The 21,063-nt window shown below is 46.2% G+C and carries 24 protein-coding genes; 22 read left to right on the top strand and 2 right to left on the bottom strand.

Annotation, left to right across the window (positions count from 1 at the left end; all coding sequences use genetic code 11):
• Positions 1–68: 68 nt before the first annotated feature.
• The 9 genes from MHB78_RS16095 to rok all read left to right on the top strand — a co-directional run bounded on the left by MHB78_RS16095 (position 69) and on the right by rok (position 6,671).
• Positions 69–545, top strand: coding sequence for a flavodoxin (locus tag MHB78_RS16095; RefSeq protein ID WP_046132272.1), 477 nt, complete (start codon positions 69–71; stop codon positions 543–545).
• A complete protein-coding gene (locus MHB78_RS16090) occupies positions 535–1,428 on the top strand; it encodes a sialidase family protein (RefSeq protein WP_046132271.1) in 894 nt (297 codons plus the stop codon). The genes MHB78_RS16095 and MHB78_RS16090 overlap by 11 nt, the downstream gene beginning before the upstream one ends.
• Before the next feature lie 19 nt (positions 1,429–1,447).
• Positions 1,448–1,900: a flavodoxin gene (locus tag MHB78_RS16085; RefSeq protein WP_046132270.1), complete on the top strand. Its 453-nt coding sequence runs from the start codon at positions 1,448–1,450 to the stop codon at positions 1,898–1,900.
• A 108-nt stretch (positions 1,901–2,008) separates the two neighbouring features.
• The gene (dapD, locus tag MHB78_RS16080) at positions 2,009–2,719 is read left to right on the top strand and encodes a 2,3,4,5-tetrahydropyridine-2,6-dicarboxylate N-acetyltransferase (RefSeq protein WP_046132269.1); all 711 of its coding nucleotides are present in this window, start codon (positions 2,009–2,011) and stop codon (positions 2,717–2,719) included.
• 68 nt (positions 2,720–2,787) lie between these two features.
• Positions 2,788–3,912, top strand: a complete 1,125-nt coding sequence (locus tag MHB78_RS16075) for an N-acetyldiaminopimelate deacetylase (protein WP_046132268.1) — start codon at positions 2,788–2,790, stop codon at positions 3,910–3,912.
• 65 nt (positions 3,913–3,977) lie between these two features.
• Positions 3,978–4,223, top strand: coding sequence for a YkuS family protein (locus MHB78_RS16070; protein WP_046132267.1), 246 nt, complete (start codon positions 3,978–3,980; stop codon positions 4,221–4,223).
• Between the two features lie 225 nt (positions 4,224–4,448).
• Positions 4,449–4,991: a biofilm-specific peroxidase AhpA gene (gene ahpA, locus MHB78_RS16065; RefSeq protein ID WP_046132266.1), complete on the top strand. Its 543-nt coding sequence runs from the start codon at positions 4,449–4,451 to the stop codon at positions 4,989–4,991.
• Between the two features lie 87 nt (positions 4,992–5,078).
• The gene (locus MHB78_RS16060; RefSeq protein ID WP_046132265.1) at positions 5,079–5,537 is read left to right on the top strand and encodes a redoxin domain-containing protein; all 459 of its coding nucleotides are present in this window, start codon (positions 5,079–5,081) and stop codon (positions 5,535–5,537) included.
• Positions 5,538–6,083: 546 nt separating this feature from the next.
• On the top strand, positions 6,084–6,671 hold the full coding sequence (gene rok, locus MHB78_RS16055) for a transcriptional regulator Rok (protein ID WP_046132264.1): 588 nt from the start codon (positions 6,084–6,086) through the stop codon (positions 6,669–6,671).
• 128 nt (positions 6,672–6,799) lie between these two features.
• Here the strand turns inward: rok and MHB78_RS16050 are convergent, their stop codons facing one another.
• A complete protein-coding gene (locus tag MHB78_RS16050) occupies positions 6,800–7,759 on the bottom strand; it encodes a hypothetical protein (protein ID WP_046132263.1) in 960 nt (319 codons plus the stop codon).
• A gap of 151 nt (positions 7,760–7,910) precedes the next feature.
• Here MHB78_RS16050 and MHB78_RS16045 point away from each other — a divergent pair, with 151 nt between their 5' ends.
• The 6 genes from MHB78_RS16045 to moaD all read left to right on the top strand — a co-directional run bounded on the left by MHB78_RS16045 (position 7,911) and on the right by moaD (position 12,146).
• Positions 7,911–8,498, top strand: a complete 588-nt coding sequence (locus MHB78_RS16045) for a molybdenum cofactor guanylyltransferase (protein WP_046132262.1) — start codon at positions 7,911–7,913, stop codon at positions 8,496–8,498.
• Positions 8,499–8,616: 118 nt separating this feature from the next.
• A complete protein-coding gene (locus tag MHB78_RS16040) occupies positions 8,617–9,630 on the top strand; it encodes a MoeB/ThiF family adenylyltransferase (RefSeq protein ID WP_046132261.1) in 1,014 nt (337 codons plus the stop codon).
• 18 nt (positions 9,631–9,648) lie between these two features.
• Positions 9,649–10,941, top strand: coding sequence for a gephyrin-like molybdotransferase Glp (glp, locus tag MHB78_RS16035; RefSeq protein ID WP_046132260.1), 1,293 nt, complete (start codon positions 9,649–9,651; stop codon positions 10,939–10,941).
• Complete coding sequence (gene mobB, locus MHB78_RS16030) at positions 10,908–11,444, top strand: molybdopterin-guanine dinucleotide biosynthesis protein B (RefSeq protein WP_046132259.1); 537 nt, start codon at positions 10,908–10,910, stop codon at positions 11,442–11,444. Before glp ends, mobB begins: the two co-directional genes overlap by 34 nt.
• The gene (locus MHB78_RS16025; protein WP_046132258.1) at positions 11,423–11,920 is read left to right on the top strand and encodes a molybdenum cofactor biosynthesis protein MoaE; all 498 of its coding nucleotides are present in this window, start codon (positions 11,423–11,425) and stop codon (positions 11,918–11,920) included. Before mobB ends, MHB78_RS16025 begins: the two co-directional genes overlap by 22 nt.
• Positions 11,913–12,146 (top strand): molybdopterin converting factor subunit 1, encoded by a 234-nt coding sequence (gene moaD, locus MHB78_RS16020; protein ID WP_046132257.1) that lies wholly within the window; start codon positions 11,913–11,915, stop codon positions 12,144–12,146. Before MHB78_RS16025 ends, moaD begins: the two co-directional genes overlap by 8 nt.
• 32 nt (positions 12,147–12,178) lie before the next feature.
• On the opposite strand, the gene MHB78_RS16015 is transcribed toward moaD, so the two are convergent.
• Positions 12,179–12,559: a hypothetical protein gene (locus tag MHB78_RS16015; RefSeq protein WP_046132256.1), complete on the bottom strand. Its 381-nt coding sequence runs from the start codon at positions 12,557–12,559 to the stop codon at positions 12,179–12,181.
• A gap of 263 nt (positions 12,560–12,822) precedes the next feature.
• On the opposite strand from MHB78_RS16015, the gene MHB78_RS16010 reads away from it, so the two are divergent.
• From MHB78_RS16010 to MHB78_RS15980, 7 genes are all read left to right on the top strand, one after another.
• Positions 12,823–14,580 carry an ABC transporter ATP-binding protein gene (locus MHB78_RS16010; protein ID WP_046132255.1) on the top strand — a complete coding sequence of 586 codons (1,758 nt, stop codon included), beginning with the start codon at positions 12,823–12,825 and terminating at the stop codon, positions 14,578–14,580.
• A 12-nt stretch (positions 14,581–14,592) separates the two neighbouring features.
• On the top strand, positions 14,593–16,410 hold the full coding sequence (locus MHB78_RS16005; protein WP_046132254.1) for an ABC transporter ATP-binding protein: 1,818 nt from the start codon (positions 14,593–14,595) through the stop codon (positions 16,408–16,410).
• An 85-nt stretch (positions 16,411–16,495) separates the two neighbouring features.
• Positions 16,496–17,176, top strand: a complete 681-nt coding sequence (locus MHB78_RS16000; protein WP_046132253.1) for a Yip1 family protein — start codon at positions 16,496–16,498, stop codon at positions 17,174–17,176.
• 3 nt (positions 17,177–17,179) lie between these two features.
• Complete coding sequence (locus tag MHB78_RS15995; protein WP_046132252.1) at positions 17,180–18,295, top strand: efflux RND transporter periplasmic adaptor subunit; 1,116 nt, start codon at positions 17,180–17,182, stop codon at positions 18,293–18,295.
• Entirely contained in the window at positions 18,295–18,984 is a 690-nt protein-coding gene (locus MHB78_RS15990; RefSeq protein ID WP_046132251.1) for an ABC transporter ATP-binding protein, read from the top strand. The genes MHB78_RS15995 and MHB78_RS15990 overlap by 1 nt, the downstream gene beginning before the upstream one ends.
• The gene (locus tag MHB78_RS15985) at positions 18,981–20,171 is read left to right on the top strand and encodes an ABC transporter permease (protein ID WP_046132250.1); all 1,191 of its coding nucleotides are present in this window, start codon (positions 18,981–18,983) and stop codon (positions 20,169–20,171) included. Before MHB78_RS15990 ends, MHB78_RS15985 begins: the two co-directional genes overlap by 4 nt.
• Before the next feature lie 145 nt (positions 20,172–20,316).
• Positions 20,317–20,970, top strand: coding sequence for a Yip1 family protein (locus tag MHB78_RS15980; RefSeq protein WP_046132249.1), 654 nt, complete (start codon positions 20,317–20,319; stop codon positions 20,968–20,970).
• Positions 20,971–21,063 lie beyond the last annotated feature (93 nt).

The raw sequence follows: 21,063 nt of genomic DNA, 5'->3' as shown, positions 1-21,063 counted from the left end.
TAATCATTATCATTTAAAGTTATCTGTATAATAATGAAAATCATTATCAATTACGCGAGGTGATTCAGTTGGCGAAAGCGCTGATTGCGTTTGCCAGCATGTCTGGCAATACCGAAGATATCGCATCGATCATAAGAGATACATTGATCGAACATTCCGTTGATGTCACATATTTGGAGATGGACGACGCAGACATCGATCTGCTGCCTGAATATGACTACATATTGATCGGCACATATACATGGGGCGACGGGGATCTTCCCTATGAAGCGGAACCGTTTTTTGAAGACGTCTCCTCGCTCGTTTTAAAAGGGAAAAAAGCGGCATGCTTCGGTTCGGGGGATTATGCGTATCCGCGGTTCTGCGAGGCGGTAAACACGTTTTGCGGCATGCTGGAAAAGACGGGGGCCGACCTTTTTCCTGAAACACTCAAAATCGAGCTGGCGCCTGAAACAGACGAGGATATCGAATGCTGCAAAGAATTTGCGCTAAGCTTTCTCAGATGGGCGAAACACGAGAGCGGGTTAGAGTCCCATGTTTCATAAAGGAGCAACAGCGGTCGCCTCTTCAAGGCGCTCGGGTTATTTTGTAGCCGTAAAGCGGGAAGGTATCTTTCATTATTCGTGTGAACAAGGCTGGAAAAAGCTATTTCAGCTAAAAAGTAAAATTTGTTCGATCGCATATGTCGGCCGCTATGTTTTCGGAGCGGGAGAATCAGGGGTCATCATCAGGTCGGCTGATGATGGAGAAACGTGGACGATGTCGAGCTTTCCGACAAATGCAACGATATGGTCCATCACAGGCAGGAGCGACGGATTCGTATGTGCACACGGAAAGCATTGCATCTATACATCAGATGATTTCGGCGCGTCCTGGAATATCATTAAGCCGTTTTCGGATTTGGCCGATCCACCCGTCATCAGATCATTGTGCATTCATGGGAACAGCCTTTACATCGGGACGCAGATTCATCATGAAAACGGCGGAATATGGGGTTACGATTTGGAGAAAGGGACCGTTTGTATGGTGAAAAAAGAAGCGGACCGCATGACGGCCTCCATGATTATTTTTGGCGGGGAATGGCTCGTTTGCGCGATGGGATCAAAAAAAGGGAAACGCGGGGCTGTCGAAATTCTGAACACCCGTACAAACGCGGAACAGCGGATCTGTGCCGAAATCGTCGAAAAAGAAGAATCCTTTCTCGATGTATCAGAGAACAACGGCGTCATTTATGTGACATCCGCTCAGGATCATAACAAATTTTCGAGAATTTATCAGCTCGATTTCTTCGAGCGGGAACTAAAATGGTTCGACACGATCAAAGGTCACGGTTTCAGAGTGGCCAATCAAAAGGAGCATTTCTTTTGCGCCGGCCTTTACGAATGTAAATGTGTCAAACCTTTTGAACAGCCTGTAATCGCACACTAATATATCTGGAGGAATCAGAATGGGAAACGTTTTGCTTGTTTATGCCAGCATGTCGGGAAACACCGAAGCGATGGCGGACTTGATTGAAAAAGGCCTTTTGGAGGGCGGAGCCGAAGTCGACCGTCACGAAGCGATGGATATTGATGCATCGCTGTTCAACGATTACCGCCATATTATATTAGGCGCATACACATGGGGAGACGGAGACCTTCCCGACGAATTTTTGGACCTTTATGAGGAAATGGAAGACCTTGATTTCAGCGGCCGGACATTTGCCGTTTTCGGTTCAGGTGACACATCCTATGAACATTTTTGCGGCGCCGTCGACATTCTTGAAAAAAAAATCGCAGAGCTCGGGGGAGAGATCGCACTCCCGTCCGTCAAAATCGAGATGAATCCGGAAGGCGAGGAGGAAGCGATGCTGCTCGAATTCGGCAGGGCTTTTGCAGGGCAGGCTGGGGTGAAACAATAGCGCCTGCCGCCGTTACAGCCGATTTTTCGACAAGCTCCTTTTTTTCTTGTCTTTAAATCTTACCTTTGATACAGTAATGGGGTAGACAAGAGAAGGAGGACGTACATAATGAAAATGATGGATGCAAATGAAATTATTTCATTTATTCAAAATAGTAAGAAATCAACGCCTGTCAAAGTGTATGTAAAAGGCGATCTTGAAGGAATCGACTTCGGCGATTCGGCACAGCCTTTTATTACAGGAAACACCGGGGTTGTATTTGGAGAATGGGATGAAATCAAAGCGGCCCTTGAAGCGAACAAAAGCAAAATCGCGGACTATGTCGTCGAGAACGACCGTCGCAATTCCGCGATTCCGACACTTGATTTGAAAAACATCAAAGCGCGCATTGAACCGGGTGCCATTATCCGCGATCAAGTGGAAATCGGCGATAATGCCGTAATTATGATGGGAGCTTCCATCAACATCGGTTCTGTCATCGGAGAGGGAACGATGATCGACATGAACGCCGTGCTCGGCGGACGCGCAACGGTCGGAAAAAACTGCCACATCGGAGCGGGAGCCGTGCTTGCCGGTGTTATCGAGCCGCCTTCAGCAAAACCTGTCGTGATTGAAGACGATGTTGTCATCGGCGCTAACGCCGTCGTTTTAGAAGGCGTAACAGTCGGAAAAGGAGCAGTCGTAGCTGCAGGAGCCATCGTAATCGAAGATGTCGCGCCTTACACGGTAGTCGCGGGAACGCCTGCGAAAAAAATCAAAGACATCGACGAAAAAACGAAAGGCAAAACGGAAATTAAACAGGAATTGCGTCAGCTGTAAGAAGCGGCATCAAAGCGTGCGTGGATGTAACAATCCACGCCTTTTCGCATATTGGGAGGTTAAAAAAGATGAACTTGGAGCATTTGACAGCCATTCGAAGGGATCTGCACCAAATTCCCGAGCTCGGATTCCAGGAATATAAAACTCAGAGCTATATCCTCGACCATTTGCAAAAGCATCCCGGGAACAGGCTTGAGATCGAAAAGTGGCGGACAGGGCTGTTTGTTAAAGTGAAGGGTACGGCACCCGATAAGATTTTGGCTTACAGAGCCGATATGGACGGGCTTTCGATCCGCGAAGAAACAGGCTATTCCTTTTCTTCCGTCCATCAGGACAGGATGCACGCATGCGGCCACGATTTTCATATGACGATCGCGCTGGGGCTAATCGATCATTTTGTACATCATCCCGTCAAGCAGGATCTTCTGTTTTTGTTTCAGCCGGCGGAAGAGGGACCTGGGGGAGCCGAACCGATGCTTGAGAGCAGCGTTTTCAAAAAGTGGAAGCCGAGCATGATCACCGCGCTGCACATCGCACCAGAACTTCCGGTCGGCACGATTTCGACAAAAAGCGGACTCCTTTTTGCCAATACGTCAGAGCTTGTCATTGAGCTTGAAGGAAAAGGCGGGCATGCGGCATATCCGCACCTTGCCGAAGACATGGTAGTGGCGGCAAGCTCGCTGGTCACCCAGATGCAGTCGATCGTGGCTAGAAACGTCGATCCCCTTGACAGTGCGGTCATTACGATCGGCACAATCAAGGGAGGATCTGCCCAAAACATCATCGCCCAGGAAGCGAAGCTTGAAGGCACCATCAGAACGCTGTCGCCTTCATCGATGGAGCGGGTGAAGACAAGAATCGAAGCGATGGTCAAAGGCTTGGAAACATCCTATCATTGCAGAGGAAAGGTCAGCTACCCTGCGGCGTATCATCAGGTTTACAATTCCGGCGACTTAGTCGAAGACTTTATGCGTTTTGTAGCCGAAAAAGGGCTTGCCAAAGTCGTCCGTGCAAAAGAAGCGATGACGGGAGAAGACTTTGGCTACATGCTGAAAAAATATCCCGGATTCATGTTCTGGCTCGGCGTCGATTCCCCGTACGGACTTCATCATGCGAAGCTTACGCCGAAAGAAGAAGCGCTCGAAACGGCGGTCCGCGTCATGACAGCATATTTATCCGAGCAGGCCGATTAAATCCTTTAAAGACCGGTATAAAATCGCGGCAAAGGTGGCATCTTAGATGGTGGAGGTGTTTCTTCATGTCGAAAAAAATCGGAATTGAACAATCTTTATCAGATGTCGAGGCCGCACTAAAGGAAAAAGGATATGAGGTTGTATTAATGAAAACGGAAGATGATGCAAGGGGCTGTGACTGCTGTGTTGTAACTGGCCTGGATTCCGATATGCTCGGAATTTCTGACACGATGACCGGAGCTTCTGTCATTCAGGCATCAGGTTTAACCGCAGATGAGATCTGTGAGCAGGTTGACCGGAAGTTTCATTAATAGACGTTAAAACCGAAGTGTCATGCTTCGGTTTTAGCTTGTTTTTTCAGATGGGGAAGCGTGTGGTGCTAATTTAAATTCATTATCAATTAAAATTGACTAAAAAAACGCTTGACGCTATAATTGATTATGTGATGTTATTAACTAAATGAGAATGTATCATGTGCATTCTCATTTTGGATATGGGTAGCAGAACCCAAAAATATCATTGGAGGGATACATAAAATGGCAGAACGCATGGTAGGTAAACAGGCGCCCCGTTTTGAAATGGAAGCAGTGCTTCCTAACAAGGAATTCGGAAAGGTAAGCCTTGAGGAAAACATGAAAAACGACAAATGGACTGTCCTTTTCTTCTATCCAATGGACTTTACTTTCGTATGTCCGACGGAAATTACGGCAATGTCCGACCGCTATGACGAGTTCGAAGATCTAGATGCAGAAGTGATCGGTGTATCAACTGACACGATCCACACTCACCTTGCCTGGATCAACACAGACCGCAAAGACAACGGACTTGGACAGCTGAAATACCCGCTTGCAGCTGATACAAATCACGAAGTGTCCCGCGAGTACGGCGTGCTTATCGAAGAAGAAGGCGTCGCTCTTCGCGGATTGTTTATCATCAACCCTGAAGGTGAAATGCAGTATCAAACTGTTTTCCATAACAACATCGGCCGCGATGTCGACGAAACATTGCGCGTTCTTCAAGCGCTGCAGACGGGCGGACTTTGCCCGGCAAACTGGAAGCCTGGCCAAAAAACACTTTAATGCCGTCTCCCGGAATGGAATCGGATTGGAAAGGTCTAACATTTGTTAGGCCTTTTTCATCGAACAAATGAAAATGGAGGAAAAAACATGAAATTACGTCAGCCTATGCCGGAGCTTACTGGCGCAACAGAATGGTTAAACGGAGAAGTGTCAAAAGAGGAGCTGATCGGCGAAAAGCCGACGCTGATTCATTTCTGGTCAATCAGCTGCCATTTATGCAAAGAAGCCATGCCGCAGGTCAACGAATTCCGCGACCGCTACAGCGATAAATTAAACGTAGTAGCCGTGCATATGCCCCGTTCCGAAGATGACCTTGATATCAATAAAATTAAAGAAGTGGCCGCTGAACACGATATTACACAGCCGATATTTGTCGACAGCGAACACAAATTAACGGATGCGTTTGAGAATGAATATGTGCCGGCCTATTATGTGTTTGACAAAACAGGACAGCTTCGCCATTTCCAGGCAGGAGGCAGCGGAATGAAAATGCTCGAAAAACGCGTGAACCGCGTTCTTGCCGAATCAGAGCAGGCTGCTGAATAAAAATAAAAAGCCCGGTTTTTTGGGGTTTTTTATTTATCCGGGTGCTTCCGAAAAAAATTTTTTAAAAAAATTCCGCATTCAGCCTCTCTTACCAAATGAATCATTAGACTCTTTCGATTCATTTTAATGAGTCTAATTACCTGTTTTTGATGAAGTGTTATATTGCCCGTCCCCTGTTCATTCATGTATGCCATTTCGACATGAAGTGTCAACCAATTTAGAATATTCTGGATTTATAAGCCCTATAGATCACTGTTTTCTCACGCTTTCCAGTCCGTGCGGATCGGTATATTCAGTTGCTTAATTATGTTCATCTCAAAAGTAATTTTCTAGGTTTCTTCATTATTTACCATATTTCGACAAGAGGGATGAGATAGGCCGATGTACTGCAAAAAACCCCATGGATTCAGCCTTCACAGAAATTTAGTTCTATTTTCTTAACGGGAAGCAACAGTAGAAAAACAAAAAAATAATTGATAAAATTAGTTTGGTAATCTAATATTTTTATTAGAGGGTTATTTATTCTGATAGGAGGGTAAAAACGGTATGTTTAACGAGAGGGAAGCATTGCGTTTACGATTGGAGCAGCTAAATGAAGCTGAGGTTAAGGTCATTAGGGAGTATCAAATTGAGCGTGACAATATATATGCAAAGCTGCGTGAATTGGATCGCCCATCCAGCTTTAATAACGATACAAAAAAAGATTTTCGCACAGAGCGAAAAACCGAATCGCTCCCTGTTTTAGCTGAATTAGCTGCACAGGAGATGAAAAGCTATCAACAGCAGCAACAGATGCAGACATCTCAAAAAACTCAGCAGCAGACTTCTCCGCAAGCTTCCGCACTGCCTGCCGGAATTCCAGACGGTACAACGCGGCGCAGAAGGGGGACGGCACGTCCGGGTTCAAAAGCTGCAAAACTGCGTGAAGCGGCGATTAAAACGTTGAAGCGTCACAATGCGGCAATCAAAAGCTCCGAACTTCAAAAAGAAATTGAAAAAGAAAGCGGGCTTGAAATTCCGAATATGACAACCTTCATGCAAAGTCTCATTAAAATGTATCCGGAAGTCAAAAAACCATACCGCGGTCAATATATATTAGAGGGAGACATATCTACCGAAACAGAAAAACAATAGTTTTATCCTTAATTTCTCAGATAGCGCTTGCATTGATAAGGAGAGCGGCTTAACAGGCCGCCGTGTTCTTAAAACTGCTTGAGTCTATTCTCAAGCAGTTTTATCCATTTATTCCCTTAAAGTTTCGTTCAGTTTAAAGGTTTTGTTTCTTTATCCTTACGTTTTATTTTATAGACCCACTTTTGAGAAGGGGTCTCTTCTTTATACTGTTTTTTCCATTCTTCAATTTTATGTTCCATGATGCCGTCGTTTTTCTGAATGGCGCTCAGCTGCTCTTGCAGAACATCGACTTGTTCTGTCACGGATTGAAGAACCGCTTCAACCTGTTCTGAACGCTCAAACAATGCGCTGTCCTGCTGTGCTTCCTTCTTCGTCTGACGATGATATGCGTCAATATCGGCAAAATGAGAAGCAATCCACTTGTCGCTTTCATCAAGCTGCCTTTTGTAAGAAACGATCGTTTCGTAAAACAGCGTTTCCTTCGTTTTTTCCGCTTCTGCAATCCGGTTTTTCATATCGATCATCCGCTCTTTTAATACACTTACGTCAGCTTCGATTTGCTTGAGCTGAAAACTTTTGGCTTGAAGATCGTCTTTCAGGAGGGCATTTTCCTTCGCCAGTTTTCCGAGTTCTTCTTCCTTTTGAAGCCTCATCTTTTTTTCTGTTTCTGCATGATGCTTTTCGGCTTTGAATTGCCGATAGAGACTTTTGTTTTCTTCCGCGGCTTTGACATTTGTTAAATGAAGGCGGTGCTTTTCTTCTATTTCCTGCTTTCTCTTCAATGTTTCATTTTGAAGAAGCTCCTGCAGCGTCACGATTTTTTCGAGCAGTCCGCTTTTGATGCTGTTCAGCTCTTCATCCGCTCCGTCCTGCTTGTTTGCCAAAACCCGCTGTAATTCCAGTGTCAGCTGCTCAAGCTCCTGTTTCATCGCGTTGTTTTCTTTATTAAGCTTTCGGTTTTTTTGATGAAAATAGCTCGCTTCAAGCTCATGAATCAGCTGATGGCATCTGGCGACCTCCGCCTTTAAAAAAAGATTTTCCTGTGACAGATCATGGAAGAAAGGCAGCGAACCTGATGGTTTTTTCATGGTGACCCAGCCTCCTAAAGAAGTTACAACTACAATATGCAAAATTTGAACGGCTCATGCTTTCGAAAATGTCTTTTACAGACTTGTTCCTTTTTCGTATGTTTTGCTATGATTTTCACTGAAACGTCTATCTGAACGAAGGAGGGAAGCGATGAAGCCCGTTCATGTCATATTGGCAGGAGGATTATCGAGCCGTTTTGGGGAACCGAAAGCATTTGCCTTATGGAAGAACAAACCCCTCTATCAGTGGTGCAAACAAGCTCTCGGGGGGGAAGCGCTCATATTGAGCCGTCCGGAGCTTACCGAGCGTTTTAAAGCCCGCGGAGAAACGGCGGTTCTTGAAGATGCCGAGCCGTTCAAAGGGAAAGGGCCTTTGGCCGGTATATATACGGCCATGGCGTATGAAGAAGGGGATATTTATACCGTTTTAGCCTGTGACACGCCACTTATCCGGAAAGAGACTGTAGCCGCTTTGAAGCAGCTGATCGCTACAGGAAGAGATGCGGTTGTGCCTGTCGCCGGAGGAAGAGCGCAGCCGCTTGCAGCAGTCTATCATAAAAGAGTCAAACAAACTATCTATGAACAGCTTTGTCGCGATCAGCTGAAAATCAGCGATTTCCTCTCGCAGATTTGTGTAGAGTACGTTGAAGCAGGCGAAATCGGGGCAAAGGAAGACGAATTTACAAATGTCAATAAAAAGTCAGATTTAGAAAGAATAGAAGCGTTTCGCTTTGAATGAACCGCTTTTATCAAAGCTTTCAAGAAGCCACCGGGCGGTCAAACGGTAAAATAGAAAGAGATTTTTACAGCGGAAAAGTGATATGATACTAAAAAAGACAGCAAAGGAGATTCCCCTGATGGATGAACGGTATTCAAGACAAATCAGATATCAAAACATCGGACAGGCAGGGCAGGACAGAATCAATAAAAGTCATGTTTTGATAGTCGGCGCCGGAGCGCTCGGCACGTCTGCCGCAGAAGGGCTGGTGCGCGCAGGCGTCGGTGATTTGTCCATCATTGACCGCGATTACGTGGAATGGAGCAATCTGCAAAGGCAGCAGCTCTATACGGAAAAAGACGCGGAAAACCGCTTGCCGAAGGCGATCGCTGCCAAAAACCGCCTGGCGCAAATTAATCGAGATGTCAACTTGCATACATATGTTGCAGAAGGCAACGCCGAAACGCTGAAGCCTCTCATTGAAGAGGCAGATGCCGTCATTGATGCGACGGACAATTTTGAGACGCGCATGATCATCAATGACCTCGCACAACAGACGGGCACTCCCTGGGTATACGGCGCTTGCGTCAGCAGCCAGGGGATGTACATGACAATCGTTCCCGGGCGTACGCCCTGTCTCGCCTGTCTGTTTGAAGAAATTCCGGTCGGCGGGGCTACATGCGATACATCGGGAATCATTTCGCCTGCCGTACAAATGGTCTCGGCTTATCAGCAGGCTGAAATATTAAAGGTCTTGACCGGTAGGGAAGAAGCGCTTCAAACCGCTTTTGTGACCTTTGATTTATGGATGAACACCCATTTTGAGATGCGGATCAGCAGGAATGGCGAATGCCCGTCATGCGGTCATGCGCCGGTTTATCCCCACCTTTCGGATAGAAGCCTAAAGAAAGCGGACGTGCTGTGCGGAAGGGAAACGGTCCAGATCCGCAGCGAAGCGCTAAAACGCCTCCCGAAAGAGGAGCTCGCCGAAAAGCTCGCCGCGATCGGGAAAGTTGACATAAATGAGTATCTGCTTCATGTCGCATATGAAGCGTTCAGAATCGTCATTTTTAATGACGGGAGGGCGCTTGTTCACGGAACGAACGATATCAAGGAAGCCAATTCAGTATTAGCCAGACTGATCGGAATGTAACAACAGGAGGTTTTTTGAATGATCGAAAAAAGAACGCCCATTCCAGTTTATGAAGCCACAGCGCTCGTGTCGCAGCACCATAAACACGGAGAAATAGAATGGGTTCATCTTGAAGAAAGTCTGAACAGATATTTGGCGGAGGATGTAACGGCTGATCACGATGTACCGGCATTTGACCGTTCACCATATGACGGCTTCGCAGTCAGGGCGTCCGATACGGCCGGCGCCTCCCGGGAACAACCTGTGCGATTCGAAGTTATTGATCACATCGGTGCGGGTGCTGTTTCCGAAAAAACACTCGGGCCCTTTCAAGCGGTCAGGATCATGACAGGAGCACAAATACCTGAAGGCGCTGATGCGGTAGTCATGCTGGAGCTTGCGAAAACCTGCAGCGAGGGCGAAAAACAGTATATGGAGCTGAAGCGTTCTTTTCAGCCTGGAGACAATATTTCAAAAAAAGGTGAAGACGCTGAAAAAGGCTCGGTCCTCTTAGTGAAAGGAACAAGAATAACATCCGGAGTGATCGCTCTGCTTGCGACTTTCGGCTATGCATCGGTACCGGTCGTGAAAAAGCCGGTCATCGGTATTATCGCCACCGGGACAGAGCTGCTGAATGTCAGCGATCCCCTCGTTCCCGGGAAAATCCGCAACAGCAATGCAAGCATGGTAATGGCACAAGTCAAAGAAGCGGGAGGCATTCCCCTATATTTAGGGAAAATTTCGGATGACTTCGAGGAGAGCTTTGACGCCGTAAAAAAAGCGCTTGAAAAAGTTGACTTTCTCATTACAACCGGAGGAGTTTCCGTCGGGGATTTTGACTTTTTGCCCGCCATTTATGAGAAGCTCGGCGCAGAAGTGTTATTTAATAAAATCGCGATGCGTCCGGGAAGCGTGACGACTGTTGCTCATTTGGACGGAAAGCTGTTATTCGGGCTTTCAGGAAATCCGTCTGCTTGCTTTGTCGGATTTGAACTGTTTGTAAAGCCTTCCGTCAGAACCTGGCTTCTCGATCAAAAGCCGTATGCTTTATGCGCTGAAGCCGTTTTAACCAGGGATTTTCCGAAGCCGAATCCGTTTACCCGCTTTGTGCGTTCTTTTGTTTCGGTCAAAGACGGAATGCTCCAGGCAGAGCCTGTCGGCTTGGATAAATCGAGTGCGGTCACCTCGCTGGCGGATGCAAATGCCCTCGTCGTCCTGCCGGGAGGTACGAGGGGCTATGAAGCCGGAAGGCGTGTACATGTTCTTTTATATCGGGATGAGAACGGAAGTGAGCAGCTGTGGCCGGAAATGTTCCAATCCTCCAGATCGTAGGCTACCAAAACAGCGGCAAGACGACCTTTATCGAACAGCTCACGGAAAGGCTGGAGCGGCTCGGCGTAAAGGCCGCATGCCTGAAGCATCACGGACATGGGGGAGAGCCCGACTCCTTTTCGGAAGGAAAGGACAGCGACCGTTATTTGCGTGCGGGAGCAGCGGTTTCCGGAGTTGAAGGGGCAGGTGTTTTTCAGCTGACAGCACGCGGAAGCTGGACGCTTGACAAGCTGATTTCCGTCTACCGTCTGCTGTCAATTGACTGCCTCTTAATCGAAGGTTTTAAAGGAGCGCCTTATCCAAAGATCGTGATGGCCAGACATGAAGGGGACCATCAATTGATCGAACAATTGGAAGGGGTCCGCGCTGTTATTTATCAGCGCGGCGAACCGCCTGCACCAAGGCCGGACGTACAATCCTTCCATATCGAAGACCCGGCTGCCATATCATTCATATTACACCATTTAAAGGAGGAAGGCGTTTGTCTGAACGATTTATCATAACAGCAAAGCCGATCGTGATCGAAGATGTCGTAAAAAAAGTCGAAAAAAGGGAAGCGGGTGCGATTACGACGTTTATCGGCACTGTGAGGGAATGGACAAATGGAAAAAAAACACTTTATCTTGAATATGAAGCATACGTCCCGATGGCGGTTAAAATGCTTTCTCAAATAGGGGAAGAAATCAGCGGAAAATGGCCGGGAGCGACTGCGGCGATTACCCACAGGATCGGCAGGCTGGACATATCCGAAGCCGCGGTCGTCATCGCCGTCTCTTCTCCTCACCGTAAAGCGGCATATAAAGCAAACGAATATGCGATTGAACGGATCAAGCAGATCGTTCCGATTTGGAAAAAAGAGCATTGGGAAAACGGGGAATCCTGGATCGGCGATCAGCTTGAAACGACAGCTTATCCGGATGGCAAACCAGACATCGAAGCGGCGGCTTCGGCAAAGAAAGAGGTGTTAAAACATGATTAAAATTCTCCTGTTTGCCGGCCTTGCGGAACAAGCCGGGACGCAGAGCATCATGATGGATGAAGAGAAAACGACAACAGACCGCATCAAGGCATATTTAAAAGAAACATACCAGCTTCAGGGAATCGAACGGGCGATGATCGCCGTCAATGAAGAGTACAAGAGGGGAGAGAGCGACGTAATGTCGGGTGACACAGTCGCTTTTATTCCGCCGGTAAGCGGCGGGTGAAGAAACTGGCGCGGCAACCGGTTATGCATAAGCTATAACCGGTTGCCGTTTTTATCGGACGAATTCCCAAGGTAAAGAAAACAGCCGCGCCGTTCTTTCGAAATGTTCGGTTCTAATTTTTGAATCAGCTCATAAAGCTCACTAATGCGGTGAACGTTAAAATTGGTCCGTTCTTTCAGCTTCATTTTAAGCTCTTTTGTCGTCACGATTTTTCCTTTCTGCTGCTTAATAATTTCCACGCAATGTGCTGCATAATACTCTTTATTGGAACGTCTATGTCGATGGATTTCCCTGTCAAGCTCACCGAGCCTTGCATAGATTCCTTCTCGTTCTTTTCTGAAGTCTTTCCAGATTTTTTGTTCCAATTCACCTAAGAGGAGAAGCCGATTTTTTAAAGCCTCTCGTTTCGACATTGCAATCAACTCCGTCATTTATTATTCGATAATATTTTCTACTATTTTACATCATTTTCCTCCATTCATCAAAAAATTTCCTTTCTCATTTTATAAAAACTTGGAAAAATATATTTTTAGATACTGAGGGGATTTCCAGCATAAGGGGTAAAATGTTTACATAATTAGTCTGAATTTTATAAAATCGGTGGAAATTCATTTCGGAAACCGATATATTAGATGATGTGTTTCTGTTTACATGAATTGGAAAGGAGCTGATGCGAATGGAGTCGCTAAAAAAACTAAAAGCCTTTTATTGGCCTTATAAAAAATTGTTTGTATGGTCGCTGTTTTCGATGCTTTTGCTGACGGCGATCACCGTCGTCTATCCGATCATGCTTCAGATGACGATTGATGAAGTGATCCTGGGCGGCCGCTATGGCTTAGTGATTTGGATCAGCCTTGGCTTTATTGTCGTGATGGCGGTAAAGGGCGTTGCGACGTTTTTTCACCAATATCTCGGAGATATGTTCGGCATTCAATCAGTATACCGTTTGCGAAAAGAGCTGTATGCAAAGCTTCAGAGGCTGCCGTTTTCGTATTATGACAGCGCAAAAACGGGTGATTTGATGTCCCGTCTCACAGCAGATGTCGAAGGTATCAGATTCTTTTTATCGTTCGGTTTTTCAGAAGCCGTCAGATTTGTGCTGCTCGTGACGCTCAGCTTATCCGTCATGTTTTCCTATTCTGTCCCGCTTTCGCTTGTCACCATCGCCTCTTTGCCGTTTTTGGGAGCAGCAGTCTATCGGTTCGACAAAAAAGTACACCCCGCATTTCGAAATATCAGAAAATCCTTTGCCAGATTAAATACGAAAGTTCAGGAAAATATCAGCGGCATGAATACCGTCAAATCATTATCAAAAGAAGATTTTGAGATTCACAAATTTACCGATTCGAATGAACACTTTCGAACCAAAAGCTTGAATGCTTCATTGATCATGTCGAAATTCTTCCCTTTGATGGAGTTTATCGGAAATATTTGTCTCGTAGCGCTTCTCTCATTCGGCGGCTGGCTTGTCATTCAAAACAGCCTGCAGCCGGGGGAGCTCGTCGCTTTTTTCAGCCTTGTCAATTACATGATGTGGCCGATTATGAACCTCGGCTATGTGATCAACTTGTTTTCACAGGCGAAAGCATCGGGAGAGCGTTTGTTAGAGATTCTTGACGCCGATGAGGATATAACCGACCGCGCTCACCCGAAGGAAACCGGCCGGCTGAATGGTGATGTCGTGTTCAGCGGCGTGACCCTCCAATATTCGGAAGGAAACGCCGACGCTTTGCATGAGGTGTCTTTTCAGGCTCCGCGCGGAACGACGATTGGATTAATCGGGGGTACCGGCTCGGGTAAGAGCAGCATCGTACAGCTCTTAAGCCGTTTTTACGAGCCGACATCGGGAACGGTCACAATCGACGGAAAACCCCTTTCCCATTACTCATTAAAGATGCTCCGCTCCAACATCGGGATTGTGCCCCAGGAATCGTTTTTATTTTCGTCGACCATACGGGCGAACATTTCTTACGGCAGACCGGATGCATCGATGGATGACATCATCGAAAGCGCGAAAAGGGCCCAGGCCCATGATTTTATCATGGAGCTTCCGGATCGGTATGACACAATGCTTGGCGAAAGGGGGCTCGGGCTGTCGGGAGGGCAGAAACAGCGGATTGCGATAGCGAGAGCGATCTGTCTCGATCCGAGCATTCTGATTCTTGATGACTCGACAAGCGCCGTCGATATGGAGACGGAGCACCGGATTCAGCTTGCGCTCCGGGATGTAATGCGCGACCGGACGACGTTTATTATCGCCCATCGGATTTCATCCTTGAAGCATGCTGATGAAATACTCGTCCTTGATAAAGGCGTTGTCAAAGAAAGGGGAACGCATGAAGAACTATTAAGAAAAAACGGTTTGTACAAACGGATTTTCGATTTGCAGTATAAAGACCAAAATATTCTGAATGAACCGCATGTTGCGCGATAGGAGGTTTTGCCCTTGGAAAATCATGCGAAAAAACAAACGCTTTTGAACCGGTTTTATTATTCCTCAGATCAGATCATTGAAAAGCCTTTTAACTGGTCGCAAATGTGGCGTTTGCTCAAATACTTAGCGCCATACCGCAAAAACCTGCTTCCCTTGTCTTTTCTGACGGTGATGATCGCTGCCGCTGTCAGGCTGACGGTGCCGAGCTTGATCGGCGTCTATGCGCTTGACAAAGCGATCACAGGCAAGGACATGAACCTCTTATTGATCTTAATATGCGTCATCAGCCTGATGTACTTGATCAACTACGGAGCGAACGTCCTGAGAATCCGCTGGATGAACATGCTCGGGCAGCATGTCATTTACGATCTCAGGCAGCATTTGTTTACACATGTTCAGCGCCTTTCACACCGCTTTTTCGATGAACGTTCGGCAGGCTCCATTCTGGTCCGGATCATGAATGATATCAATTCCCTTCAGGAGCTGTTTACGAGCGGGGTCATCAATTTGCTGATGGATATCTTGCTTCTTCTTGGCATTATCGTCATTTTGTTTTCGCTCAGTCCCGAGCTGACGATTGCAATCATGATTACGCTGCCGGTCATGTTTTTTATCTCTACTAATCTGCGCAGAAAAATCAGGCGTTCATGGCAAAAAGTCCGCCTAAAGCAATCAAAGCTGAACTCCCATTTAAATGAAAGCATTCAAGGAATCCGTGTTACACAGGCTTTTACACAAGAAAAAGAAAACATGATGTATTTTGACGGCGTAAACGGCGAAAACCTTGAGTCCTGGCGGGAAGCGACGAAAAAAAATGCGACATTCCGCCCGCTCGTGGAAATGACGAATGCCGTCGGAACGGCGATTTTAATTTGGTACGGTTCAAGTCTCATCATAAATGAAACGATTACGATCGGCGTCTTTGTGTCTTTTGCCTTTTACCTCGGAATGTTCTGGGAGCCGATATCAAGGCTGGGGCAGGTGTACAACCAGCTTTTGATGGGGATGGCTTCATCCGAACGGATTTTTGAGTTTCTTGATGAAAAGCCGATTGTAGCTGATAAGGAAGATGCGGCCCAAATCAAGGAATTAAAAGGCGCCATATCGTTTGAAAGGGTCGAATTTTCATACGGCGGGAAACGAAAAGCGCTTCACAGCGTATCATTCGACATTCCGGCCGGAACGTCGCTGGCGCTTGTCGGGCACACGGGTTCAGGCAAGACGACGATTGCCAGCTTAATCAGCCGGTTTTACGACGCCACGGGGGGAACGGTGAAGGTGGACGGAATTCCGATAGCCGATATATCGCTGTCTGATCTACGTTCGCAAATCAGCGTCGTTCTTCAGGATACATTTATTTTCTCAGGAACGATCATGGAAAATATCCGGTTCGGCCGCCCAAACGCAACGGATGAAGAAGTCATCAAAGCGGCAAAAGCCGTCAGCGCCGACGCGTTCATTGCGGAGCTTCCGGACGGGTATGCCACAGAGGTGGAAGAACGCGGCAATATGCTGTCGGCGGGCGAAAGGCAGTTAATTTCATTTGCGAGAGCGCTTTTGGCAGATCCGCGCATTCTCATTCTTGATGAGGCGACGGCGAGCATTGATACAGAGACGGAAGTGAAAATTCAGGCGGCGTTGAAAACCCTGCTAAAAGGGAGGACTGCGGTTATGATCGCCCATAGGCTTTCCACGATAAGAGACGCCGATAAAATCATCGTGCTTGATCATGGCAAAAAAATGGAGGAAGGCAGCCATTCCGAATTGATGGAAAAAAAGGGAATTTACTACGAGCTTGTCAAAGCACAATATCATTTGCTGCAAGTATGACAGTTTCGTATTAACGGAAAAAATGAAACTTTTGGCTGGATGATTCGTACTCATATTCAGAAAAAACTATTGGAGGTATTGCGAAATGGAAGCGAATTTGGAAAAAAATCCGGTTAAAAGTCCCTCGATATTTGGAATTTTTACGAGCCCCGGCGAACAATTTGAAAGAATCAAAACAAAACCGGCAATATGGGGGCCGCTGCTTCTCGTACTCGTTTTAACCGTAGTTGGTGCAGTGTATACGGCTGTGGGCACTAATTATGACGCGATTTTTAAAGAGTCCGGATTAACGGGTGAGGAACTTGAAATTGTCAGACCACTTGCGGTGGGCGGAGCCATATTCGGCACAATATTTATACAAATCGCAACCGTTTTTATTGCTCCGCTTATTTATTGGCTCTGCGTCAAAATATCCGGCGGTACCACAACTTACCGGAACATGCTGTCTTTGAACCTTTTCATTATGTTTATTTCCTGCATCGGCTTACTGATCAACGGACTATTCTTATATTTTACCGACTCAACTTCACTGTACAATGTAACATCGCTTGCGAGCATCATTCCGGCTGAGCAGCCTCTTGCAAGTATTTTAAATCTCTTTGAAGTATTCTCGCTTTGGGGGTATGTTTTGCTGGCTGTCGGCCTTGAAAAAGTAGGGGGAATCTCCAAAAAATCAGCGTGGATCAGCGTAGCTGTCTTGTTTGGAATTCTTTTGTTATTCTCAGTCGCATCCGGATTTTTTGATGCAATGTCGGCGGGTGCATAGAAGATGAAGAAAATATTGATCGGAAGCGGTATAGTCGTGATTGTCGCTCTATTTATCGGAATTAATTTGTACCGGTCAGCTGCTCAAACCGGCGGCAGCGCCGGTGCCGAATTCAAAACCGGTAAGCTGGAGGAAAAGGAGATAGCGGCAACCGTTATGGTTCCCGGTAAGTTAAAGTTTGAAAATGAACAATCTGTTTTTTATGAGGCGGATAAGGGAGATCTCGATCAGATAAAAGTAAAAGAAGGGGACAAGGTCAAAAAAGGAACGGTCCTCTTAACCTATACGAATGAACAGCTGAAGCTGGAAAAAGAAAAAAATGAATTGGCGATAGAATCTAGTCAGCTCAAACTCAAGCAAATCAACGAAAAGAAAAAAGCATTAAACAAAAAAGAAAAAGAGGCCGGCGAACAATTTGATTCTCAGCGATCTGAGCTAGAAATGGAAGAAAAAACGGCGGAACTCGAGTTGCGGCAGTATAATCTGGAGAAGAAATCAATTGAGCGCCAATTGAGTGACCTTGAAGTCCGCAGCGAAATTGAAGGAACTGTCATTTCCGTCGAAAGGGAAGCGGCATCTAAAAAATCCGAGATTCAGGAGCCGGTTATACATATTGGCAATACTGATCGTCTCATCGTTGAAGGTGCATTGTCTGAATACGATACGCTAAAGGTGAAAAAAGGCCAGAAAGTAGCGTTGACATCAGACGTCATTCAGGATCATGAATGGAGAGGAAGGGTTGCAGCTGTCGGTCTTGTGCCCGAAAGGCAAAACGAAACAGCGGCTGCGGGGGCTTCTGAAACGGAGAAAGCCGTACAGTATCCGCTCAAAGTTAAAATCGCCGGTCGGCTCCCTCAAGGAAAGCCCGGATTTAAATTGATCATGAATATTGAAACAGATAAGCGTAAAGCGAATACGCTGCCTGCAAAAGCTGTCAAAAAAGAAGACGATCAGTACTATGTCTATACGGTAAAAGACGGCAAGGCAACACGTGTCGACGTAAAGATCGGTGAAACGGTGGATAACCTCATCGAAATAAAGGATGGCATTTCACCGGATGATCAAGTCATTTTAAATCCTTCAGACGATTTGACTGACGGAACGGATGTGAGAGTCTGATGATTCAGCTTTCCAATGTGACAAAAAGTTATCATATCGGGAAAGAGACATTTGATGTCCTTCATTCCATTGATGTCGCCATTGAACAGGGAGAGTATCTTTCGATCATGGGGCCGTCCGGATCAGGAAAATCAACGCTCATGAACATCATTGGCTGTCTTGATCGCCCAACGTCGGGTACGTATAAGCTGGACGGAGAAGATATTTCTTCTTATAAAGATAAGGAGCTGGCGGCGGTCAGAAATCGATCGATCGGCTTTGTGTTTCAGCAGTTTCAGCTTTTGCCAAGGCTTAACGCTAAAAAGAATGTAGAGCTTCCGATGATTTATGCAGGGATCGGCAAAAAAGAGAGGCAGGAACGGGCCGAAAGGGCTTTAGAAAAGGTTGGGCTAAAAGACAGAATGCTTCACATGCCGAATGAACTATCGGGTGGGCAAAAACAGCGGGTGGCAATTGCCCGCGCCATTGTGAATGAACCAAAGCTGGTTTTGGCAGATGAACCAACCGGAGCCTTAGATACGAAAACGAGCATTTCGATTATGGAGCAATTTTCTGAATTAAATTCCGAAGGTACGACGATCGTATTGGTTACACACGAACCGGAAATAGCAAATTATACGAACCGTATGATTTTGGTGCGCGACGGCGAAATCGTCTCTCCTGAAGGACAAAGGAGAGTGGGGGAATGAGCCTTTTGGAAAATGTGCAGATGGCTCTAAGCTCTGTGTTGGCTCATAAAATGCGGTCAATCTTAACGATGCTCGGAATCATAATCGGCGTCGGTTCGGTTATTGTCGTGGTAGCCGTCGGACAAGGCGGGGAACAGATGCTCAAACAGTCTATCAGCGGTCCCGGCAATACAGTGGAATTATATTATTCACCGAGCGAAGAAGAGCTTGCCAGCAATCCTGCCGCTTATCAAGCAAGCTTTACAGAAGCCGATATTAACGGTTTAAAGGAAATTGAAGGAGTTAAGCAGGTTGTCGCTTCAAAAACAGAAAGTATGTCTGCCCGCTATCGCGAAGAGGAAACCGATTCATCAATAATCGGTATTAACAGCGGGTATATGGATGTCAATTCATTGGACATAAAAGAAGGCAGAGGGTTTACCGAAAATGATTTTCTATCAGGAAAACGAGCGGGGATCATTTCTGAAAAATTGGCAGAGGAACTGTTTGACAAAAAATCACCGCTTGGTCAGGTCATATGGGTAAACGGACAGCCCGTTGAAGTGATCGGTATCCTGAAAAAAGAAACCGGGCTGCTTTCGTTTGAACAGAGCGAAATGTATTTGCCGTTTACGATGATGAAAACATCATTTGGCACGAGCGACTACAGCAATGTGTCCCTTCAGGTGCAGTCCGCTGATGATATCAAGGCGGTCGGTGAAGAAGCCGTGCAGCTGATGAATGACCATCATGGAACTGAAGATTCTTATCAAGTCATGAACATGGAAGAAATCGCAAAAGGCATCGGCCAAGTCACAACAATTATGACGACTATCATTGGTTCAATTGCCGGCATCTCTCTATTGGTCGGAGGGATCGGTGTCATGAATATCATGCTTGTATCCGTGACTGAACGCACTAGGGAAATCGGGATCAGAAAATCACTTGGAGCAACGCGAGGACAAATCCTCACCCAGTTTTTGATTGAATCGGTTGTTTTGACCCTGATTGGGGGGCTGATCGGAATCGGGCTCGGATACGGAGGAGCTTCACTGGTTTCTCTTTTGGCAGGGTGGCCGTCCCTCGTTTCTTGGCAGGTTGTTCTCGGCGGGGTCTTATTCAGTATGGTAATCGGCGTCGTTTTTGGAATGCTTCCGGCAAACAAAGCGGCCAGATTAGATCCGATCGAGGCTTTGCGTTATGAATAATGAAAAGAGACCGTTTGACGATCGGTCTTTTTTTATTGGAATTTAAAACAAAATTAAGCTGATTTTAATAAAACTTAGTCTGATAAATGTTAGACTGGGTATTGTCTTTATTTCATAAAAAGGAATTTTCAGGAGGAATTAGAAAGTGGAAGCAACGATAGAAACAGCAAAAGAAAAAAAGCCGTTTTTAATCGGCCTCATCACAAGTCCCGCCAAGCAATTTGAAAGAATGAGAGAACGGCCCGCCATCTGGCTGCCGATGATCATCACAGCTGTATTATCAGCCTTGGCCGCCTATCTCGTCATCTCCAAAAGTGCCATATTCGGTCAAGAGGATTTAAACACTGTAAGAAGCACTGCAATCATCGTCCGTAATATTTTCCAATCGGTTATTTTCTTTGTGATTGGTGCTTTAGTTCTATGGCTGCTTGCGAAAATCGGCGGAGGAAAAACAAATTTTATCACGATGCTTTCGTTATGCGTTTTTGTGAATTTCATCCCTGCCATTAGGGATATTATCATCAGCGTCATTTATTATATGACGGGTTCCGGCGTCGTCTTTTCGGTAACGTCGCTGGACGGATTGATCCCTGCCGAAGAACCGCTTGCGACCGTTTTAAACGTCTGTGACATCTTTACGATCTGGTCATTTGCCCTAACGGCGATCGGCCTGCAAAAAGCGGGCGGATCTTCAAAGCGGGGAGCATGGATCGGAGTAGCCGCTTTATTTATCCTTAAGCTTCTTTTGGCTTATTTATACGGGATGCTCCTTCTTTTAATAGCAAATTTACCTAATTAACGGACCCGCCTTTTGTCAGCCTCATGCCTTGTGCATGAGGTTTTATTTTGTTTATCCCGAATGAATGAAGAATGAATAGATCATAATAATGTC

Source organism: Bacillus sp. FSL K6-0138 (genome assembly GCF_037982765.1).
GTDB lineage: Bacteria > Bacillota > Bacilli > Bacillales > Bacillaceae > Bacillus > Bacillus glycinifermentans.
This window is presented reverse-complemented; position numbering and strand designations above follow the sequence as displayed.